The 15,719-nt window shown below is 46.4% G+C and carries 8 protein-coding genes; 4 read left to right on the forward strand and 4 right to left on the reverse strand.

From position 1 onward, the window contains the following. Positions 1-11: 11 nt before the first annotated feature. Together OCU74_RS17915 and OCU74_RS17920 are read right to left on the reverse strand one after the other, a co-directional pair. Positions 12-3,050 carry an AAA family ATPase gene (locus tag OCU74_RS17915; protein WP_087481002.1) on the reverse strand — a complete coding sequence of 1,013 codons (3,039 nt, stop codon included), beginning with the start codon at positions 3,048-3,050 and terminating at the stop codon, positions 12-14. A gap of 9 nt (positions 3,051-3,059) precedes the next feature. Next, positions 3,060-4,193 (reverse strand): exonuclease SbcCD subunit D, encoded by a 1,134-nt coding sequence (locus OCU74_RS17920; protein WP_087481001.1) that lies wholly within the window; start codon positions 4,191-4,193, stop codon positions 3,060-3,062. Positions 4,194-4,533: 340 nt separating this feature from the next. On the opposite strand from OCU74_RS17920, the gene OCU74_RS17925 reads away from it, so the two are divergent. From OCU74_RS17925 to OCU74_RS17940, 4 genes are all read left to right on the forward strand, one after another. Next, positions 4,534-5,751 (forward strand): YopJ family acetyltransferase, encoded by a 1,218-nt coding sequence (locus tag OCU74_RS17925; RefSeq protein WP_087480999.1) that lies wholly within the window; start codon positions 4,534-4,536, stop codon positions 5,749-5,751. 436 nt (positions 5,752-6,187) lie between these two features. Continuing rightward, positions 6,188-8,452, forward strand: coding sequence for a two-partner secretion domain-containing protein (locus OCU74_RS17930; RefSeq protein ID WP_159457415.1), 2,265 nt, complete (start codon positions 6,188-6,190; stop codon positions 8,450-8,452). Positions 8,453-8,519: 67 nt separating this feature from the next. Beyond that, a complete protein-coding gene (locus OCU74_RS17935; protein WP_087480997.1) occupies positions 8,520-11,363 on the forward strand; it encodes a DUF637 domain-containing protein in 2,844 nt (947 codons plus the stop codon). Between the two features lie 145 nt (positions 11,364-11,508). Beyond that, positions 11,509-12,333, forward strand: a complete 825-nt coding sequence (locus OCU74_RS17940; protein ID WP_087480996.1) for a metallophosphoesterase family protein — start codon at positions 11,509-11,511, stop codon at positions 12,331-12,333. A 244-nt stretch (positions 12,334-12,577) separates the two neighbouring features. On the opposite strand, the gene OCU74_RS17945 is transcribed toward OCU74_RS17940, so the two are convergent. Then, positions 12,578-13,213 (reverse strand): LysE family translocator, encoded by a 636-nt coding sequence (locus tag OCU74_RS17945; protein WP_087480995.1) that lies wholly within the window; start codon positions 13,211-13,213, stop codon positions 12,578-12,580. Between the two features lie 276 nt (positions 13,214-13,489). Then, positions 13,490-15,325: a M4 family metallopeptidase gene (locus OCU74_RS17950; protein ID WP_087480994.1), complete on the reverse strand. Its 1,836-nt coding sequence runs from the start codon at positions 15,323-15,325 to the stop codon at positions 13,490-13,492. Positions 15,326-15,719 lie beyond the last annotated feature (394 nt).

A 15,719-nucleotide genomic window follows, 5' to 3' on the forward strand; every position in this document is an offset into this window, starting at 1 on the left:
CCGGAGCCTGATTACCCACAGACTTTGACCTTTGATCCCGTCAGCGATGGTTCGACATCAATACGCAGAGCCATCTGTTCTTTCAGGTCTGCGACGTGAGAGATGATACCGATCATCCGGCCGGTTTGTTGCAGATCGACCAGAGTCTGGATCGCAAGATCCAGCGACTCGGGATCCAGACTACCGAAGCCCTCATCAATGAATAATGTTTCCAGCCGGATGCCGCCGCTGTATGACTGAACGACATCGGACAGACCTAAAGCCAGCGCCAGTGCTGCCATAAAAGATTCGCCGCCGGACAGAGTTGCTACATCCCGGTTTTTGCCGGTGTAACCATCTTCTACCACCAGATCGAGGCCGCGTCCGGCGATGCCTTTGAACCCCTCGGTTTTCCGGGCGAGAATATAGCGGCCTTTACTCATAAGACTCAGCCGCTGCGAGGCCTGAATCAGTACATCATCGAGTAATACACCCAGCACAAAGCGGTGCAGGCTGATCCGGCTGCCGGTTTTGCCGCTGGCGACATCGTAGAGTGTGCCGTAAACCCGATACTCTTCTTCCAGTCTGGCGTTTTTCTCGTGCAATCGGGCAATATCGCTGCGCACCTTTTCCAGTCGTTCGAAGCTTGAGTGGATCGCATCAAGCTGCTGGCGGGTTTCTGTATAGGTTTGTTGTGCCTGAGTCAGGGCGAGATTGAGCGTTTCCAGATCCGGCTTCTGGGCATCTTTGAGTGTTTCGTTCAGATCGGTCAGGCTCTGTTCCAGCTTAGTTTTTGTCTGTCTGAAATTCTCAAGCTCCTGCTGCCAGTGTTGCATTTCCTGTTCGGTGCGGCGACTGTCGAGATAGTGCTGCTCATCGGTGAAATGACTGGCTTGCAGCGCCTGCTGCCATGCGTTTTCTGCCGACTCCTGTTGTGCTTTGGCCTGTTGTAACAACTGCTGATTGGTGGCGAGCTGACTGTTGAGGTTTGCATGATTCAGTGTTGCTTGTTGAAGCGTGTTCTGTGCTGTTGCCAGCCCTTGATTCAGTGTATCGATGGTTTTTTTAGTTGCTGTGATTTCCTGTTCGACGACATCGACATGGTGATAACGCGGATCAATCGATGCAGAAAGCTGTTTGAGTTGCTCCTGACCGGCATTGAGCAGTGAATCGTTGGCAGCTATCTGCTGACGCAGTTCAGCCAGTTTGGTTTCACCGGTTTCACAGCGTTGATTGAGCGTTGTAACTGACTGTTCCATTTTGACCAGATCGAGTGCGGATAACTGCTGTAAACGGTCTTGCACCGCCTGTAAATCCTGTTGGAGTTGCGCCGGTTGTGTTTCAGACTGTGCTCCCAGTTCGGTCATCATTTCATTCAGCTGTTGTTGTATCTGTTTGATGATGGCTTGATGCTGTTCGAGTTGTCCGGTGGTCTGATGATACTGTTGCAGTGCTTGTTGTTCGGTCGCTCTGGCCTGCTGTACCTGATCTTTACTGATTTCTGCGCCGGTAAAGGTCGCCGGAGCCGGGTGTTCACAACTTCCGCAGACCGGGCAGGCTTCTCCGGTTTCAAGCTTCTGGGCCAGAATCGCAGCCTGAGCGCTGTGCCACTGCATTTCCAGTTGGTCGGCCTGTTTCTGACGGTTGGAAAATGCTTCCTGAGCCTGTCGGACAGCCAGTTCTTTTTCGGCGGTACGTTGTTCTGTCTGATGCAGCTGTTTCTTGAGCGTTTCCAGCTTGCCGATATCGGTGGCTAAACGCTGCATGCGGGTGATTTCCGCTTCAATGGCTGGTTTTTCTGCCACTTCTTTGCGGGCATTTTCCAGTACCTGCTGGGTTTTCACCGCTTCGGCTGCGAGCTGTTCTTTCAGGGCGATATACTGAGCCAGTTTTTGCTCAAATTGTTGCTGTTGCTTGATGTTTTCTGCGATTTTAGCTTCCAGCGTCTGTTTTTCAGCAAGCTTGGTTTTGACGTTCTCCAACTGATACTGAGTTTGCGTGAGTCCGGGAACCTGCTTTGCATTCTCTGTGGCTGTATTGAACTCTTCCTGCTTGCGCTGTTGTTCCTGCCGCGCCTCATCCAGTGCCTTTTCTAGCGTGGTGACTTGCCGGTGAAACTCGTCGACCTGCTTTCCTGCGCTGCTCCGGTTGACGTAGGGCAGCTCGATTTTGGCGGCATTTCTGGCAATATCCAGCTGTTGCTGACGCAGCTCGATCTGCGGGCTTTGCTCAAGATGTGCGGCAAGTGCCGTACGGGCATGATTGAGCCGCTCGAACGTCTGATTGAGCGCTTCTGCTTTCTGAATGTCCGATTTCACCTGACTGAGTTTCGTCTGTGCCGTCTGTTCCTGATTCCGGGCAACCTCAAGCTGTTGGCTTTGCTGTATCTGCTGCTCTGTCAGTTCTTGTTCTGAGGTGACGCCGGCAACCTGTAATGCTCCACGGATCTGATTGTCGAATTCGTTTTTCGCTTTGCTGATATCGCTGGCTTTGTCTTTCAGAGCAAATTCGATTTTCTTATAGATATCGGTTTGAAAGAGCTGACCGAAAATGGCTTCCCGATCTTTGGAACTGGCCAGCAGTAAATCACGGAATTTCCCTTGTGGCAGCACCATAACCTGACGAAACTGAGTCTCACTGAGGCCGATCAGATTTGTGACTTCAGTTTTGACTTGCGCGGTTTTGCCAGTGATGAGTTTTTCTTCATCGGTGATGTCGTAAAGGGCGGCGGTGTGTTTACGTACAGTCATACCTTCACCGCGACTTTTCGGGGTTTCCTGCTCCGGAACCCGGCTGACACGATAGGTTTTATCGTGTAGGGCAAACTCCAGAATCACTTCCGTCAGCGTCTCGGCTGTCGCCAGATCACTACGCATCTGTATCCCCTGACGCTCATTGCCGGTGGTTTCACCGTAGAGTGCAAAGCAGATCGCATCTAGGATCGACGTTTTGCCCGAACCGGTCGGGCCATTGATCAGAAACAGCGGATGACGGCCCAGACGGGTGAAATCAATCTGCTCGGTTGCAGCGAACGGGCCGAAGGCCTGCATGGTCAGTTTCAGTGGTGTCATGCGCCTTCCTTACTGCTGAGATAACTGGTTGATGATGGTTTTGATCGCGCTGTCCTGTTCTGCCGACAGCTCGCAGTCCTGCACTTCGGTGAAGAAGTCCCGGAACATATCGATTTCACTGCGGGCCAGTCTGGCCGCAGCCATCTCCTGCTCAACGCCGATCAACATACCCGGTTTTTCGAGATGCAGAACATTGGGATAGACACTGCGCAGTTTCTCCATCGGGTTGAGGATCGCATGTTTGTCCATTAACCGAACCAGCAGATAGTCCTGATTTTTCGGATCGGTTTTCCCTTGTTCGAGGATGTCATTCAGCTCACCTTCGATAATGCGCATTTCATGCGGCGCAGTCAGTCCCACGGGCTCGGCGGCGACAAAACCGTCCTGATTCAGCTCAACTAAGGTCATGCCTTTTTTCTGATGTTGTTCGCTGAAACTGTATTTCATCAGAGAACCTGAATAGCGAATATATGCAGCGCCTCTTTGCTGCGGCTGGTGCAGGTGGCCGAGAGCAACATAGTCAAAATCAGTGAAATGCTCGTAGCTGACCCGATCTGAGCCGCCGATAGACAGCGGCCTTTCTGACTCGGATTCAATCGCTCCGTCGACAAAACAGTGACTGATCAACACCTGCTTCTGCTGTGGTGAAAACTGTTCGCGAACCTTCTGTGACAGGAATTCATGGGCTTCGTCATGGGTGGATACTGAAGTCTTGAATGCTGCGCGGACGGCTTCGGGATCACTATACGGGATGCCGTAGAAAGCCACTTCACCCGCCGATTTTGTGTGAATTACCACAGGTTTCAGCATTTCATCAAAGTGGCTGATAATGTGGAGTCCGGCATGTTTCATCTGTCCGGCACCGAAGCCGAGCCGTTCAGCACCATCATGGTTTCCGGGGATCAATATCATGGGGGTGTTCAGTTCGTCACAGACCTGATTGACAACCTGATTCAACAGCTCAATAGCGACAGTTGGTGGTACGGAGCGGTCATAAATATCTCCTGCAACCACAACTGCATCGACCGGGTTTTCCCGAATGAAAGCGATCAACTGTGCCAGCACCGCTTGTTGATCAGCAATCAGAGAGACACTGTGAAACTGACGGCCCAGATGCCAGTCTGAAGTATGAATAAATTTCATGATGATTGATTTCTTGGTTTGTGAACCGGGTAATCCCTGTCCGGGGAATGCTTGCCAGAAGGATGAAAGATTAGCTTACCGGATGTCTGGCTTCAAAGAAAATTCTCTTTTACGGAATCTTTGGATGATCTGCATCGCAGACCGAAGATCGGTATGCAGTGACGACATGACCCTGTGGCAGTATTTTCAGCGGACTGACTGACAGTTATGGAACTCATTCCATAGTTTGGCAACTCATCTATCTGAAGATTTCTGACCGGAACTGCAACGGGCAGACTGAGCGCGTGTCGTAGTTTGACAAGATAAATCAATCAGAAAGGAAAATATCCGGAGGGAAATCGTGCCGATTGGAAATGTGAATCATCATTCACCTGCCGGGATAAATCCGGCAGAACATACGGAAGGTGCTGAGACATCCTCATCCGGTGCGGTGAAGCCGAACTGGCCGACAGAAAACTGGATGCATTGCGGCGGTCGGGGTGCCGGACCGGAAGCGATACGTCATGCTGTACTACATAACATGCAGGAGATTCACCAACATCTGAGTACACTGCGGCAGCAAAACTGGTCGGCCGGCAGTATGGAGGCTGTTTTTGATACGGCATTACTGCCGACGATGATTCAGGCTGAAAAAGCTCATAATCCGGAAAATACAGTGATTTTTCATGATGACATATTTGATGAGCTGGGAGAGATTGATACTGAACAGACCCGTCAGGTACTGATGCAGACCCCGCAGATGTTTCACTATGTGGCTGCCGATATTCGTGAAATGAACGGCAGGCGCTCCGTCATTATTCTCGATTCATTAGCGGATAATCCCCGTAATTCGATCTATGACAACCCCGAGGTTAAAGATTCTCTTATGTCTTCGCTTTTCCCGGAAGATAAAGTTGCTGTGCTGTGTATGAACATGCAGAAATCTTTTTATGAATGTCAGATATTTGCGCTGAATGCGACTACCAAAATGGCGAAGCACGCTGATTTTATGGATGATCTGCATCAGCTAAATCTTCAGGGAAGCGACAAACTGGCAGAGCGGATCGGCGCGGGGAATGTGAGAGCCCTCCGTCGTATGGTGGTACTGGATGCACCGCAGTCATTACCTGCGCAATTTATCAAGCATGCTCAGACGCGTTCGTCACTGGCGCAGGCCAGTCTGGATATTCCGGTGAATAAATCAGGCCAGACGCTACAGCAGCGTCAGGATGAAAAAATGGTTGAACGGACTAAAATCCGGACTTCAGAAGGGCAGTCGCAGTTACAGACACTGAACTTCAGTGCTTCCATTGAAGATAAGCGGCTGACTTATCTCGAACGGGCAATAAAGTACATGGAAACGGCTTCGGCAAGCGAAGTCAACGCGCTGGCGGAGCGGTTTAACTTTCTCGGCAAAAACAAAATGATCGCCGGGCTGGCGTCTCAGCCGCGTGTTGTTGGTCCTGCCGAACAGATGAACCAACGACTGATGCAACAAAGCGGGCGTGTTGCCGATGGAGAACAGAATAGTCTGTTTAATCAGATTCAGGCAACAATTGAGCGGTTGCATGAGTCGTAGCACCGGATGGGAACAGTTTTATGATACTCAGCATGAGAGAAAAACAATTAAACCCAGAAAGTAGTCAATTATTGATGGTTTAATTGATAGTTGTTATTTTTTGTTATTCTTATATTATCAGAGCTGATATCTCTGTCAGAGATAACTCACTTTCAAAATTATTATCACCTGATGTTGATGATGGTTCTTCCTTCCTATCATTTCTACTTGCTATTAATTTACAAAATATTATCACAAATGTTCACTTGTTGAATTTCATATCAGTGATATGATTAATTTACTTAAATTGACATTTCTATGACATTTTAAAGTTTAATTTCTAGGGATTTATCATTTCATGATAAATGTTGTTATCTAAATGTAAAAATATCTCTGAATCGTAGGTATCACATTGACTAATATAAATTTGAAACTCAACGTCGGATATGAGTTTTCTGTGAAATACTTTTGGCTCATTATTTGTCTTTCTCTGCTTTCGATATTCCACCCGGCAGTAGCAGCTATCGAAGTAAAAGATGATGGTGGTGGTTCCGGACAAGCTTCTGTTCTTACCCAATCCGGTCAGTATTATGTCCGGATTGCCAAAGCGAATGAACAGGGCTTATCGGTTAACTATTTTAAAGATTTCAGCGCGCAGGGTAAGAATATTGTCTTGCTGAACTCATTTTTGATGAACCCGAAAATAGGTCAGTCTCCGGCACAGACCATTGTGCTGGTGGTCGATCAGAATCAGATAGCCGATATCCAGTCTATTCAGGTTGAAGGACATGCGGCAGATATTGTGCTGGCTGCACCTGACGGGATTCGGTGCAATGGATGCTCCATCAAAAATACGGAACGGGTCACTTTAGCGACCGGAGCAGTTCAGATTGAGAATGGTGAGCTGAAAGTTATTGATATCACTGGCGGTAGTGTCGATATTACCGGCGCTGGATTGCAAGCAACGGATTTATCGTTGTTGGATATTGCTGCCGGACATGTATTGGTGGATGCTCCGCTACGGACCAATATGAAAGGCAGCCTTTCAACCCGGAATAATCAGGAAGTGAAAGAGATTGATGCCGGTGGAGATTTAGAAGTCTCAAATGGTGACGTTCAGATTATTGTCGGTAAAAACCATTTCCGTTACTTGGATCGTCAGTCCGATGCGTATTATCAACAGTTTAGTGGTAAAGCCTATGATTACGCATCTCATGCTCTGGAGATTACGGATAAAGGAAAAGTTTCTGTTGGTAACCTTCATCTGGAGTCGACCTACGATCTGGGGTCTATTTTAGTCAAAGGACTAATCAGAACTCAGGGAAACTGGACCTATGTCGGACGATATAATGAACAGAGTATTGTTCCTTTAGAATCGGTCACGATTAAGTCAAACGGGAATGTCTATCTTTCTGAGCAGATTATCGCGGCAAATAAAGTGGATATTGAATCAACCAGAGCGATTAATATTGCAGCACTTTCTGCCGGTGATAATTATTTGCTGGACAGCATTCAGGGTGCGGAAGTTAAAGTTGTCTCTGTTGGTCCGATTAAAAACCAGGGAGCCATTTCTGCTGAGTCTGTTTATTTCTCCGGACAAAACATCATCAATGAAGGGGATATTGAAGCGACCCGGGATCTGTACCTGAATGGGCAAACTGGTGTGAAAAACCAATATGGTGGGATTATTCTCGGAGAGAATATCGAGCTGGTTTCAGAGCAGGATGTGATTAACGGAGAATATTATCCGTTTAAACCGGCTGAAATATGTGCAATGCGCAGTGTTGTGAATAATTCCCCCTCAGTTGAAGTCGGCGGTAAACTGGCTGTGCCACCATTCAAAGGATGTGGAAAAGTCGCAGCAAACTCTCTGAGTGCTTACATTCTGGGACAAAATATTAAAGTTGTTGCGCAGAACTTCTCTAATGCGAACCCTTATGAAGTCTCAAGAAACACTTATACGGATCCTGAACTGAATTTGGATCTGACTCAGAGTGAGCAAGTGGTGGTTTCTGCGGAATCGATCATGGATATCCGGGTGAATGAGCGTTTCTGGAATATGTCGGCGGTTGTCGAGTCCTGGACCGGAAATGTCATCCTACAGGCTCCGATTATCGACAATGAGAGATATCACATCTGGGCAGATACTTATGAGAAGGTTGTCGGTGATCCGAATGGGACACATACCAACCAGAGTATCCAGTATCTGAAAGTGCTTTCTCCTCCGGCAAGACTGAATGTCGGTCAGGATCTGATTTTAAACAGTGACATGCTCAATAACGAACACAGTAGTGTTGAAGTGAAGCGGGATGTTTCCGGATCAGTCAATAAAATCTGGATGGAAGGTCTGAAACTTCGCGATATTTTCAAACAGACGACCGTCACGCAGCATTCAAAACGCTATTGTAGCAAACGTGTCTTCGGCCACTGTATTAAACATAAGAGAAAACACTGGACAACTTCCAGCGTCGCACTTACTAAAAATGAAGAAACGGCACAGTATCCGTTTATTTTCTACGTTGATGGTCATATTCATCAAGGATTCGGCAGCGAGTACAGCATGCTGCAAAATATTACATTCGGACCAGAAGCTTCTGCTTATGAGCCACAGCCTACACCTGAACCGGTTAAGCCCGGAAAACCTGGCAAATACATTCCGATTTCAGTCAGTGACATGACCATTTTTGTTCTTAATCCTTCATACAAAGAAGGGGATTCATAATGGGCTGTCGTCGTGTATGTGTGAATATCAATGTAATTGAACGAATCAGAATCAGGTAAATAACAATATGAAAAAAGATCAAATACCGTCGTGGCAGCGTCTGACTTCTTCTACGCTGTTGCCCATTCTTTTTACTCATCTGGCTTTTCCGGTCTATGCGTCGGTTCAGCAGAGTATTGCTCTGGACTCGATTACAAACGCGGTTTCCAGTTCTGCACGCTATGAACTGAAGGAGCAGATTCAGGATTATCTGTATGCCGGAGCTATTGAACAAAATGAACTGGCTATTTTTGATGGGTTCGGATTCTTCTTTAACCAGATTAAAGCAAGTTATCCCGAAATGTTGTCGGCTTATCAGGGCAAAAATACCTCTCTGAACGATATCCCGGCCCGGTTCGGAACACCTTATGTTGAACGGGGAGTGATTCGTCAGCAAATCACTCAGTTGCTGAATAAAAGCTGGATTTCGGCTCCCGGCTATTCCAGTTATAACGAACAGACTCAGAAATTGTATGAGAATGCGGTGAGCTATGCTAAGTCTCACGGGAAGAAACTGGGGCAGGCACTGACGGCTGATGAAATCACTCACATTCCGGCAGATATGGTCTGGCCGGAAATTCGGGTGATTAATGGCAATGAATATATTGTGCCGTTTGTCTATCTGACACCGGGGACGATTGCAGATCAGAAATTGTCCGAATCAACGCTGGCGGCGGGATCTGCCAGTATTAAAACAGATACTTTTGTGGTCAACGATGCGGATGTTCACTTTAAACACAATGCTTTGCTGGATATCACGCATGATTTTATCAATACCAAAGGAAAGGTCTCGGGAGGAGAACTGACGATCCGGACCGGACGTGAACTTCAGAACTTATCCGGAACTATTTCCGGTGATGACGTTTCACTGATCGCCAATAAGTTGGTGAACGACACACTGGTAACACGCTTTGACTACGGCCATGGTTATTCCGAGAGCTTTGATCAGATTGGTTCGATTGTGTCCTTAGGGGATTTGAATATCCGGACCGCTTCTGATGTGGTGAGCCACGGCGGAGAGTTTTCTGCACAGGGCGATTTGCGGATTCAGTCACAGGGGAACGTTATTCTGGTACCACAGACTGCCAAAAGTGAGCGTGCCGAATCCGGAAGCTATTGGTCTGATAGTGAATCGTCATTGGTGAACTTGCAGACGCATCTTTCAGCGATCGATACACTGTCGCTGATCTCCGGTGGTCAGGTAGTTATTGCCGGGAGTGTACTGGAAAGTCAGGGGCTGCTGGAAATTCTGGCTGCCCACGGGATCACGCTGAAAAGTGTGGCGGATATGAATACCTTTGACCGCCGTTTTGAAGTGGACAGCGGTGGTCTGTTCGGAAGTAAGGAAAGTGAATCGGAAAGCCAAACTGAATCTCAGATTGTCAGAACCTTGCTGAAAGCCGGTCAGAGTATGGTCTTGCATACGATACAAGGAGATGTGTCGCTGGAAGCCGTTACGATTGATAGCCAGGGAATCTCGAAAATCATTTCTGATTACGGTGCGGTGGATTTCAAACTGGCGAAGCTGATTGAAAATTATAGTTATGAAAAGTCTTACGATGGTGCATTAGCTTTCCGTCATCAGGGCAATGGCTATCAGCGTGAAGTGGCTTACTATTCGGAGTTCGTCAATTCCGGTGGCATTATGCTCAATGCATACAGTGGTGTGCGAATTCAGTATGCCGGTGACAAGAATGATATGGATACCACTCTGGCGACTCTGGCGCAGACACCAGAACTCTCATGGATGCTGGATATACGCAATGATCCATCGTTGAATGTCGACTGGCAACAAGTGCAGTTGGTGATGCAGGAGTGGGATTATGACCAGTCCGGGCTGACACCGGCAGCAATGGCGATAATCGCTGTTGCAATGGCAGTTGCAACCAGTGGTGCAGGCATTGCCGTGATTGGTGGTGAAGGTCCGCTTTATACGGCAATCAATGTTGGCTTCAAGTCTCTGATTTCACAAGCGGGCAGCCGTCTCATTGCGAATGACTTCGATGTTAAGGCGACACTTCAGGATTTGTCATCGAAACAGGCACTGATTTCACTGGCAACATCGATGGTTACTGCGGGCGTTCTGAAAGGAATCGACACACATCTGTTTACGGAAGGAACGGATGCTGCGAATGCTATTCAGGATGCAACATCAATTGATATTGTCGGAAACAGTATTGAAGCACAGATTATCCGTTCGGTCGTACATTCAACTGTAAGTATCGGGATCAATACTGCAGTTCAGGGCGGTGACCTGAGTGATTTTGGTGAATCATTCGCCACCAGCTTTGCATCATCGATGGTTTCTATTATTGGTAGTTCCTTATCTGAAAAAATCAGTGATGCTGCCGGTCATAAAGGTGTGACAGACTCGAATCCAAGTGGTACTCCACAAATCAGTGAGGCAGTTAAATACATTGCTCATGCCGCATTAGGTTGTGGTATTGGCTCTCTGGGTACCGCGATTGGGGGCGGAAGTGGCTCTGATATGGCAATGGGATGTGCATCAGGAGCAACTGGCAGCGTGATTGGTGAGTATGTTTCTGAGCAGTATGGTGACATTATTGCCGAGAAAGATCAGAAGATAGAAGCGTGGACCCGGGATTTTCTGAGCGGTGGACTTCTGTGTCCGAAGACCATCAAAAAACTGATTAAAAAGCTGCATCAGGAAGCGATTAATGTTCCCCGTTACGCAGCATCAGTTGCAGTTTATGCCTTCGGTGATACTGGTATCAGTGGTAATACAGCAAATAATGTCGTCCAGCAGAATGCGCTGTATCTGCTTTCTTTCGCGTTTGATGAAGACAAAAATACCGGAGAAAGCGGTGCTGGTGACAGTAGTAATGCAGATGAGGACTCCTGCCTGATTTAATCATCTCATCAGATTTCATCTGAAGTAATCAAGAGGGATAAGCGTGACTTGCTTATCCCTCTTCTTTTTTCCGCAGATCGTCTATTTTTACAGTAGTCATTCGGTATATGAATCAACTGAGACTGATGTTTCATGGAGCAATGATATGGCTCATTCCGAAAACGCTGCATCCTCGTTAAGAACGCCTCTGGCCGTTGATGACCATGACTCCGGCTGGATGCCGTTTATGGCAAAACCACCAGCCGAAACGCCTTGTCTGGTCTACGCGGTGGCAGATATCCACGGTCATGACTATCTGCTTGAAGAAATGCTGGATAAGATTGAACAGGATATGCAAGAAACCACCGAAACGAAACCGCTGGTTATTTTTCTGGGGGATTATATTGACCGTGGTCCGGATGCCAAACGGGTGGTGGATTTATTGATCAGGGCCAGCCGGGTCAGAAACATGGCCTGTGTTTTCCTGCTGGGAAATCATGAACAGTGGCTGATTGATTTTATGCACAGCAGTGTGATTTTACCGGTGTGGGGATGTCAGGGAGGATTGGAAACGCTGCTATCATATGGTGTTCCTCAAAAAATGATTCTTTCCGGGATTCTCGATGCTGAAGTGGCGGATGAAGTACGCCATGTGTTTCTGGATCTGCTGCCCGAGTCGCACCTGTCATTTTTCCAGTCACTGGTGAACCATTTTGAGCTGGGGGATTATTTTTTTGTCCACGCAGGTATTGATCCGAATCGTCCGCTTCACCAGCAGCGTAAAGAAGATCTCATCTGGATTCGTCATCCGTTCCTGAGTTCGAAGCAAGACTTCGGAAAAGTCATCGTGCACGGGCATACACCCAGTGAACATGTCGAAAGCCTGCCTAACCGTATCAATCTCGATAGTGGTATCTACATCCGGCACGTTCTGAACTGCGCTGTATTAGAAGGCAGTTGCCGCTATCTGATTCAGGCGAGTGGAGGCTGATTTGTTGCTATGGCGGTCAATTGATGTGTTTGTATAGCTCATTCTCTTGTTCATATTCAAGAGCGACGGAAAAATCATATGATGACCTCTTTGAATTCGAACCCAAACGATTTCCTCACAGGAGTTTTCACGCCCCGCACCGGATTTTGCCGGTGCGGAAGTTAAGTTATCAGATTCTGGATAGAGAAAAGTGTGAAAAAAGTATGAGATTGTCTGTTATTGAACATAACAAAAGCGGTTCTGATCAGTTCACACTCTTCAACTGAAACAGACTTGCGCCCATGCCGATAAAGAGGCCTCCGCTGATCCGTTGAAACCACTTCACATTGTTTGCTTTAGACAGTGCACCTTTGGCTCTTTGTGCGATGTAGCCATAACACGACAGAGAAAGAAATGAGAAACACATAAAGATCGCCGTCATAACAATAAACTGAGGCATTACCGGAAGCGAGAGATCTAAAAACTGTGGAAACAGGGCCGAAAAAAACAGGATAGGTTTCGGGTTTGTTGCTGCAACCAGCAGCCCTTCTTTAAAATAGCTTGAAAGCGGCCGACGGCTTGCCGGTTCTTCTGACCGCAGAAGAGAAGCAGTTTTACGGCTAAAGCAGAGCTGACGGATACCTAAATAGATGAGGTAAGATGCTCCGACAATTTTAACCAGCATAAACAGCGTTGAAGACGCTAATAATATCGCACTTAATCCACTGATGGAGAGTGTTGAAAGGAACAGGATACCGATAATGTTCCCGAAGGCTGAAACCATCGCAACCTTTGAACCATTGATTGCGCCATTATAAATTGCCAGAAAAACTGCTGGTCCGGGGCTGATAATGTAGAAAAAGGACACAACCGCATACATCAGCAAAATATCGTAATTCATAGTTCCCTCTATTTTTACTTCAAATTTCAAATGTTAATTCGTTTCTGATGGGTTTTAAATGATCCCGGAATTCTGGTTTACGACCATTCACTGACTCATTATGCACAATTATGCGAAGATGCACTACATTCAGTACAATCGGCTTATAAGAACGATTTCATCGAGTCTTTCAGTGTGGCTGGGTTCTACTGGTTGGTGCTGAAATAAAAAGGTGCATGGCAGAATGTCTGTCCATGCACCTTGCTCATTAAGGGAAATAATCAGCTTTGTTCAGAATTATCTTAATCTGAGTGTTACACCAGAGTATGAACTGTAGCCATTCAACATGATATGGTATGTTGTATTGCTCCGGGTACTGATTGAACAAGATTCATTGTTACCACTTTTGTAAGGGCGGCAATCATATGAGCTTGTTGTTGGGCGGCTGCCAGCTTTGACATACAGGTCTACGTCACCACTACCACCAGAGATCTGTACCGTTGTGGTAGAACCGTCACCAGTGAAGGTGTAGTAAGTTTGTGAACCGCGGTTACCAGAAACTGAGACTGATTGTCCTTTCTCCAGAACGTTACCGCCAGTGTTACCGCCACCAGAACCACAAGATGCATTAACACCAACAGTGCTGAATGCACTGGTTACGTCAGAAGTGCTGTAACCCAGATCGCCTGCTGCTTTAACAACACCACAACCAGCTTCGTCATAGTTTGCATCAGATGTCCAGTACAGTTGGTTAGCAACTGCAAAGACTTCAAAGCCTTTACGTACGTTCCAGCCTGATTTGTTTGACAGAAGATAGAAAGCACGGTTGAACACACCACTAGAGTAATGCACGTTCAGGCCGTCATAGTAGTCAGAAGCATTGTCAATTGAGCGGCCATCCCGGGATGGTTTTTCAAAATAACGTAGTCCGCCTGAAGCTTTAGTGATATCAGCACCAACGGTCCAGTCTACACTGCCACGCATAAAGTATTCAGCAGCTTCACCAGCAATATCGGAGAACGCTTCGTTAATACCACCAGACATACCTTCGTAAACCAGACCAGAGTTCTGTTCAGTAAATCCGTGGCTGACTTCGTGTGCACTAACGTTGATATCAACAAGCGGATAGAAAGTTGACTGACCGTCGCCATATGTCATGGCTGAGCCATCCCAGAAGGCATTTTCATAGTTCTGGCTATAGTGAACCCGCATAGTCAGTTGGAAAGTCAGCGGAGAAGTGTTCAGCCAATCCTGATACATATCGAAAACGACTTTCCCAAAGTAATGAGCATCATTCAGTGGTGAATAAGCGCCGTTGATAGATTTGTAATCATTGTAGTTGGAAGAATCCGAGCATGTATATTTGTACGCTGTGTTACCAGAAGTACCACCGTTCAGGTTAACAGTTTTTACTGCACTGTTATTCATGGTACAAGTGCTGCCGGATTTATCAATAATGAATCCGGGGTAGTCTGAGCCGTAGTTATACTTGCCTGTTTTTCTGTTTCCTCCAGGGCCGGTTCCCTGCGCCTGAGCATGATTCAGACCATCCCAGGTTTTAATCACATCACCAGTTGTTGCATCAATGAAAAAGAATGGACGTGCAGGTTGGTCACTGGCAACAAAGAAGCTGACCTGATATACAAGCTGAGCGTGATTGTTCTCATCAAGGCGTACCAGCAGTTCAGATTTTTCATTTTCAAATGCAGAGTCAACAAGAGTTGCTGCATCTTTTTGATAATGAGATTTAGCAATGGAGATCGCTTGTTTGAGTTCAATTGCCGGAGAAGCAATTGCAATATCATCGGCAATGCCCTGAGCAATTAATCCGTAAACATCGGAAGCACCCGCAATTGCCCCTTTAGTTGCTGTTGCAACAACAGAAGTATTAAATACAGGAACTCCCATATAGGTCTGTTGATACCGAACTTTCACTTTACCATTTGGCAAAGTAATCTGTTTCACTGCTTTAAATCCTGTTTCCAGGGGAGCAACACTATGTGCTTGGGTATTTAATACCTGATTAAGGAGTGAACTGTCTTGCATTGTGACCATTTCTGCAGCAGAAACTGGCAACGCAGCAGTCATACCAGCAGCTAACACCCAATAAATGTGACGTTGTATTTTATGCATTTCTCAATCCTAGAGATTTGTTTTTTGGTTTATTAATTCCTGACATATCAGTAATTAACCCTATTGCGATAAAACGCAGAATAACAATGATGAACATTTTTAAAATCGTCTAGTCTTTTTTATAAAATTTTTTTTGCCTATGTTTAAAAATATTTACATCCTATCTGATGTAATCGATTTAAATATGAGGGCAATAAGTTAGCGGGGTTTCTTAAGCTAATGTGGGGTCTGGTATTCAGATTAATTAATAAAGTTATGACAATTTATAAGTACATAAAAATATCATTAACAAAAATGAAATCATATTTCATTTTATTGGTTTCATTGTGGGCTAATAAGCTGATGGAAGATTGATTGTGCACGTATAAATATTGTTCAACAGCTGATAATTATT

It is taken from the genome of Vibrio mangrovi (assembly GCF_024346955.1).
GTDB classification, from domain to species: domain Bacteria; phylum Pseudomonadota; class Gammaproteobacteria; order Enterobacterales; family Vibrionaceae; genus Vibrio; species Vibrio mangrovi.

Coding starts and splice junctions, on each gene's coding strand:
- OCU74_RS17915 (WP_087481002.1), bottom strand. CDS start 3,050: ATGACACCACTGAAACTGACCATGCAGGCCTTCGGCCCGTTCGCTGCA.
- OCU74_RS17920 (WP_087481001.1), bottom strand. CDS start 4,193: ATGAAATTTATTCATACTTCAGACTGGCATCTGGGCCGTCAGTTTCAC.
- OCU74_RS17935 (WP_087480997.1), top strand. CDS start 8,520: ATGAAAAAAGATCAAATACCGTCGTGGCAGCGTCTGACTTCTTCTACG.
- OCU74_RS17940 (WP_087480996.1), top strand. CDS start 11,509: ATGGCTCATTCCGAAAACGCTGCATCCTCGTTAAGAACGCCTCTGGCC.
- OCU74_RS17945 (WP_087480995.1), bottom strand. CDS start 13,213: ATGAATTACGATATTTTGCTGATGTATGCGGTTGTGTCCTTTTTCTAC.
- OCU74_RS17950 (WP_087480994.1), bottom strand. CDS start 15,325: ATGCATAAAATACAACGTCACATTTATTGGGTGTTAGCTGCTGGTATG.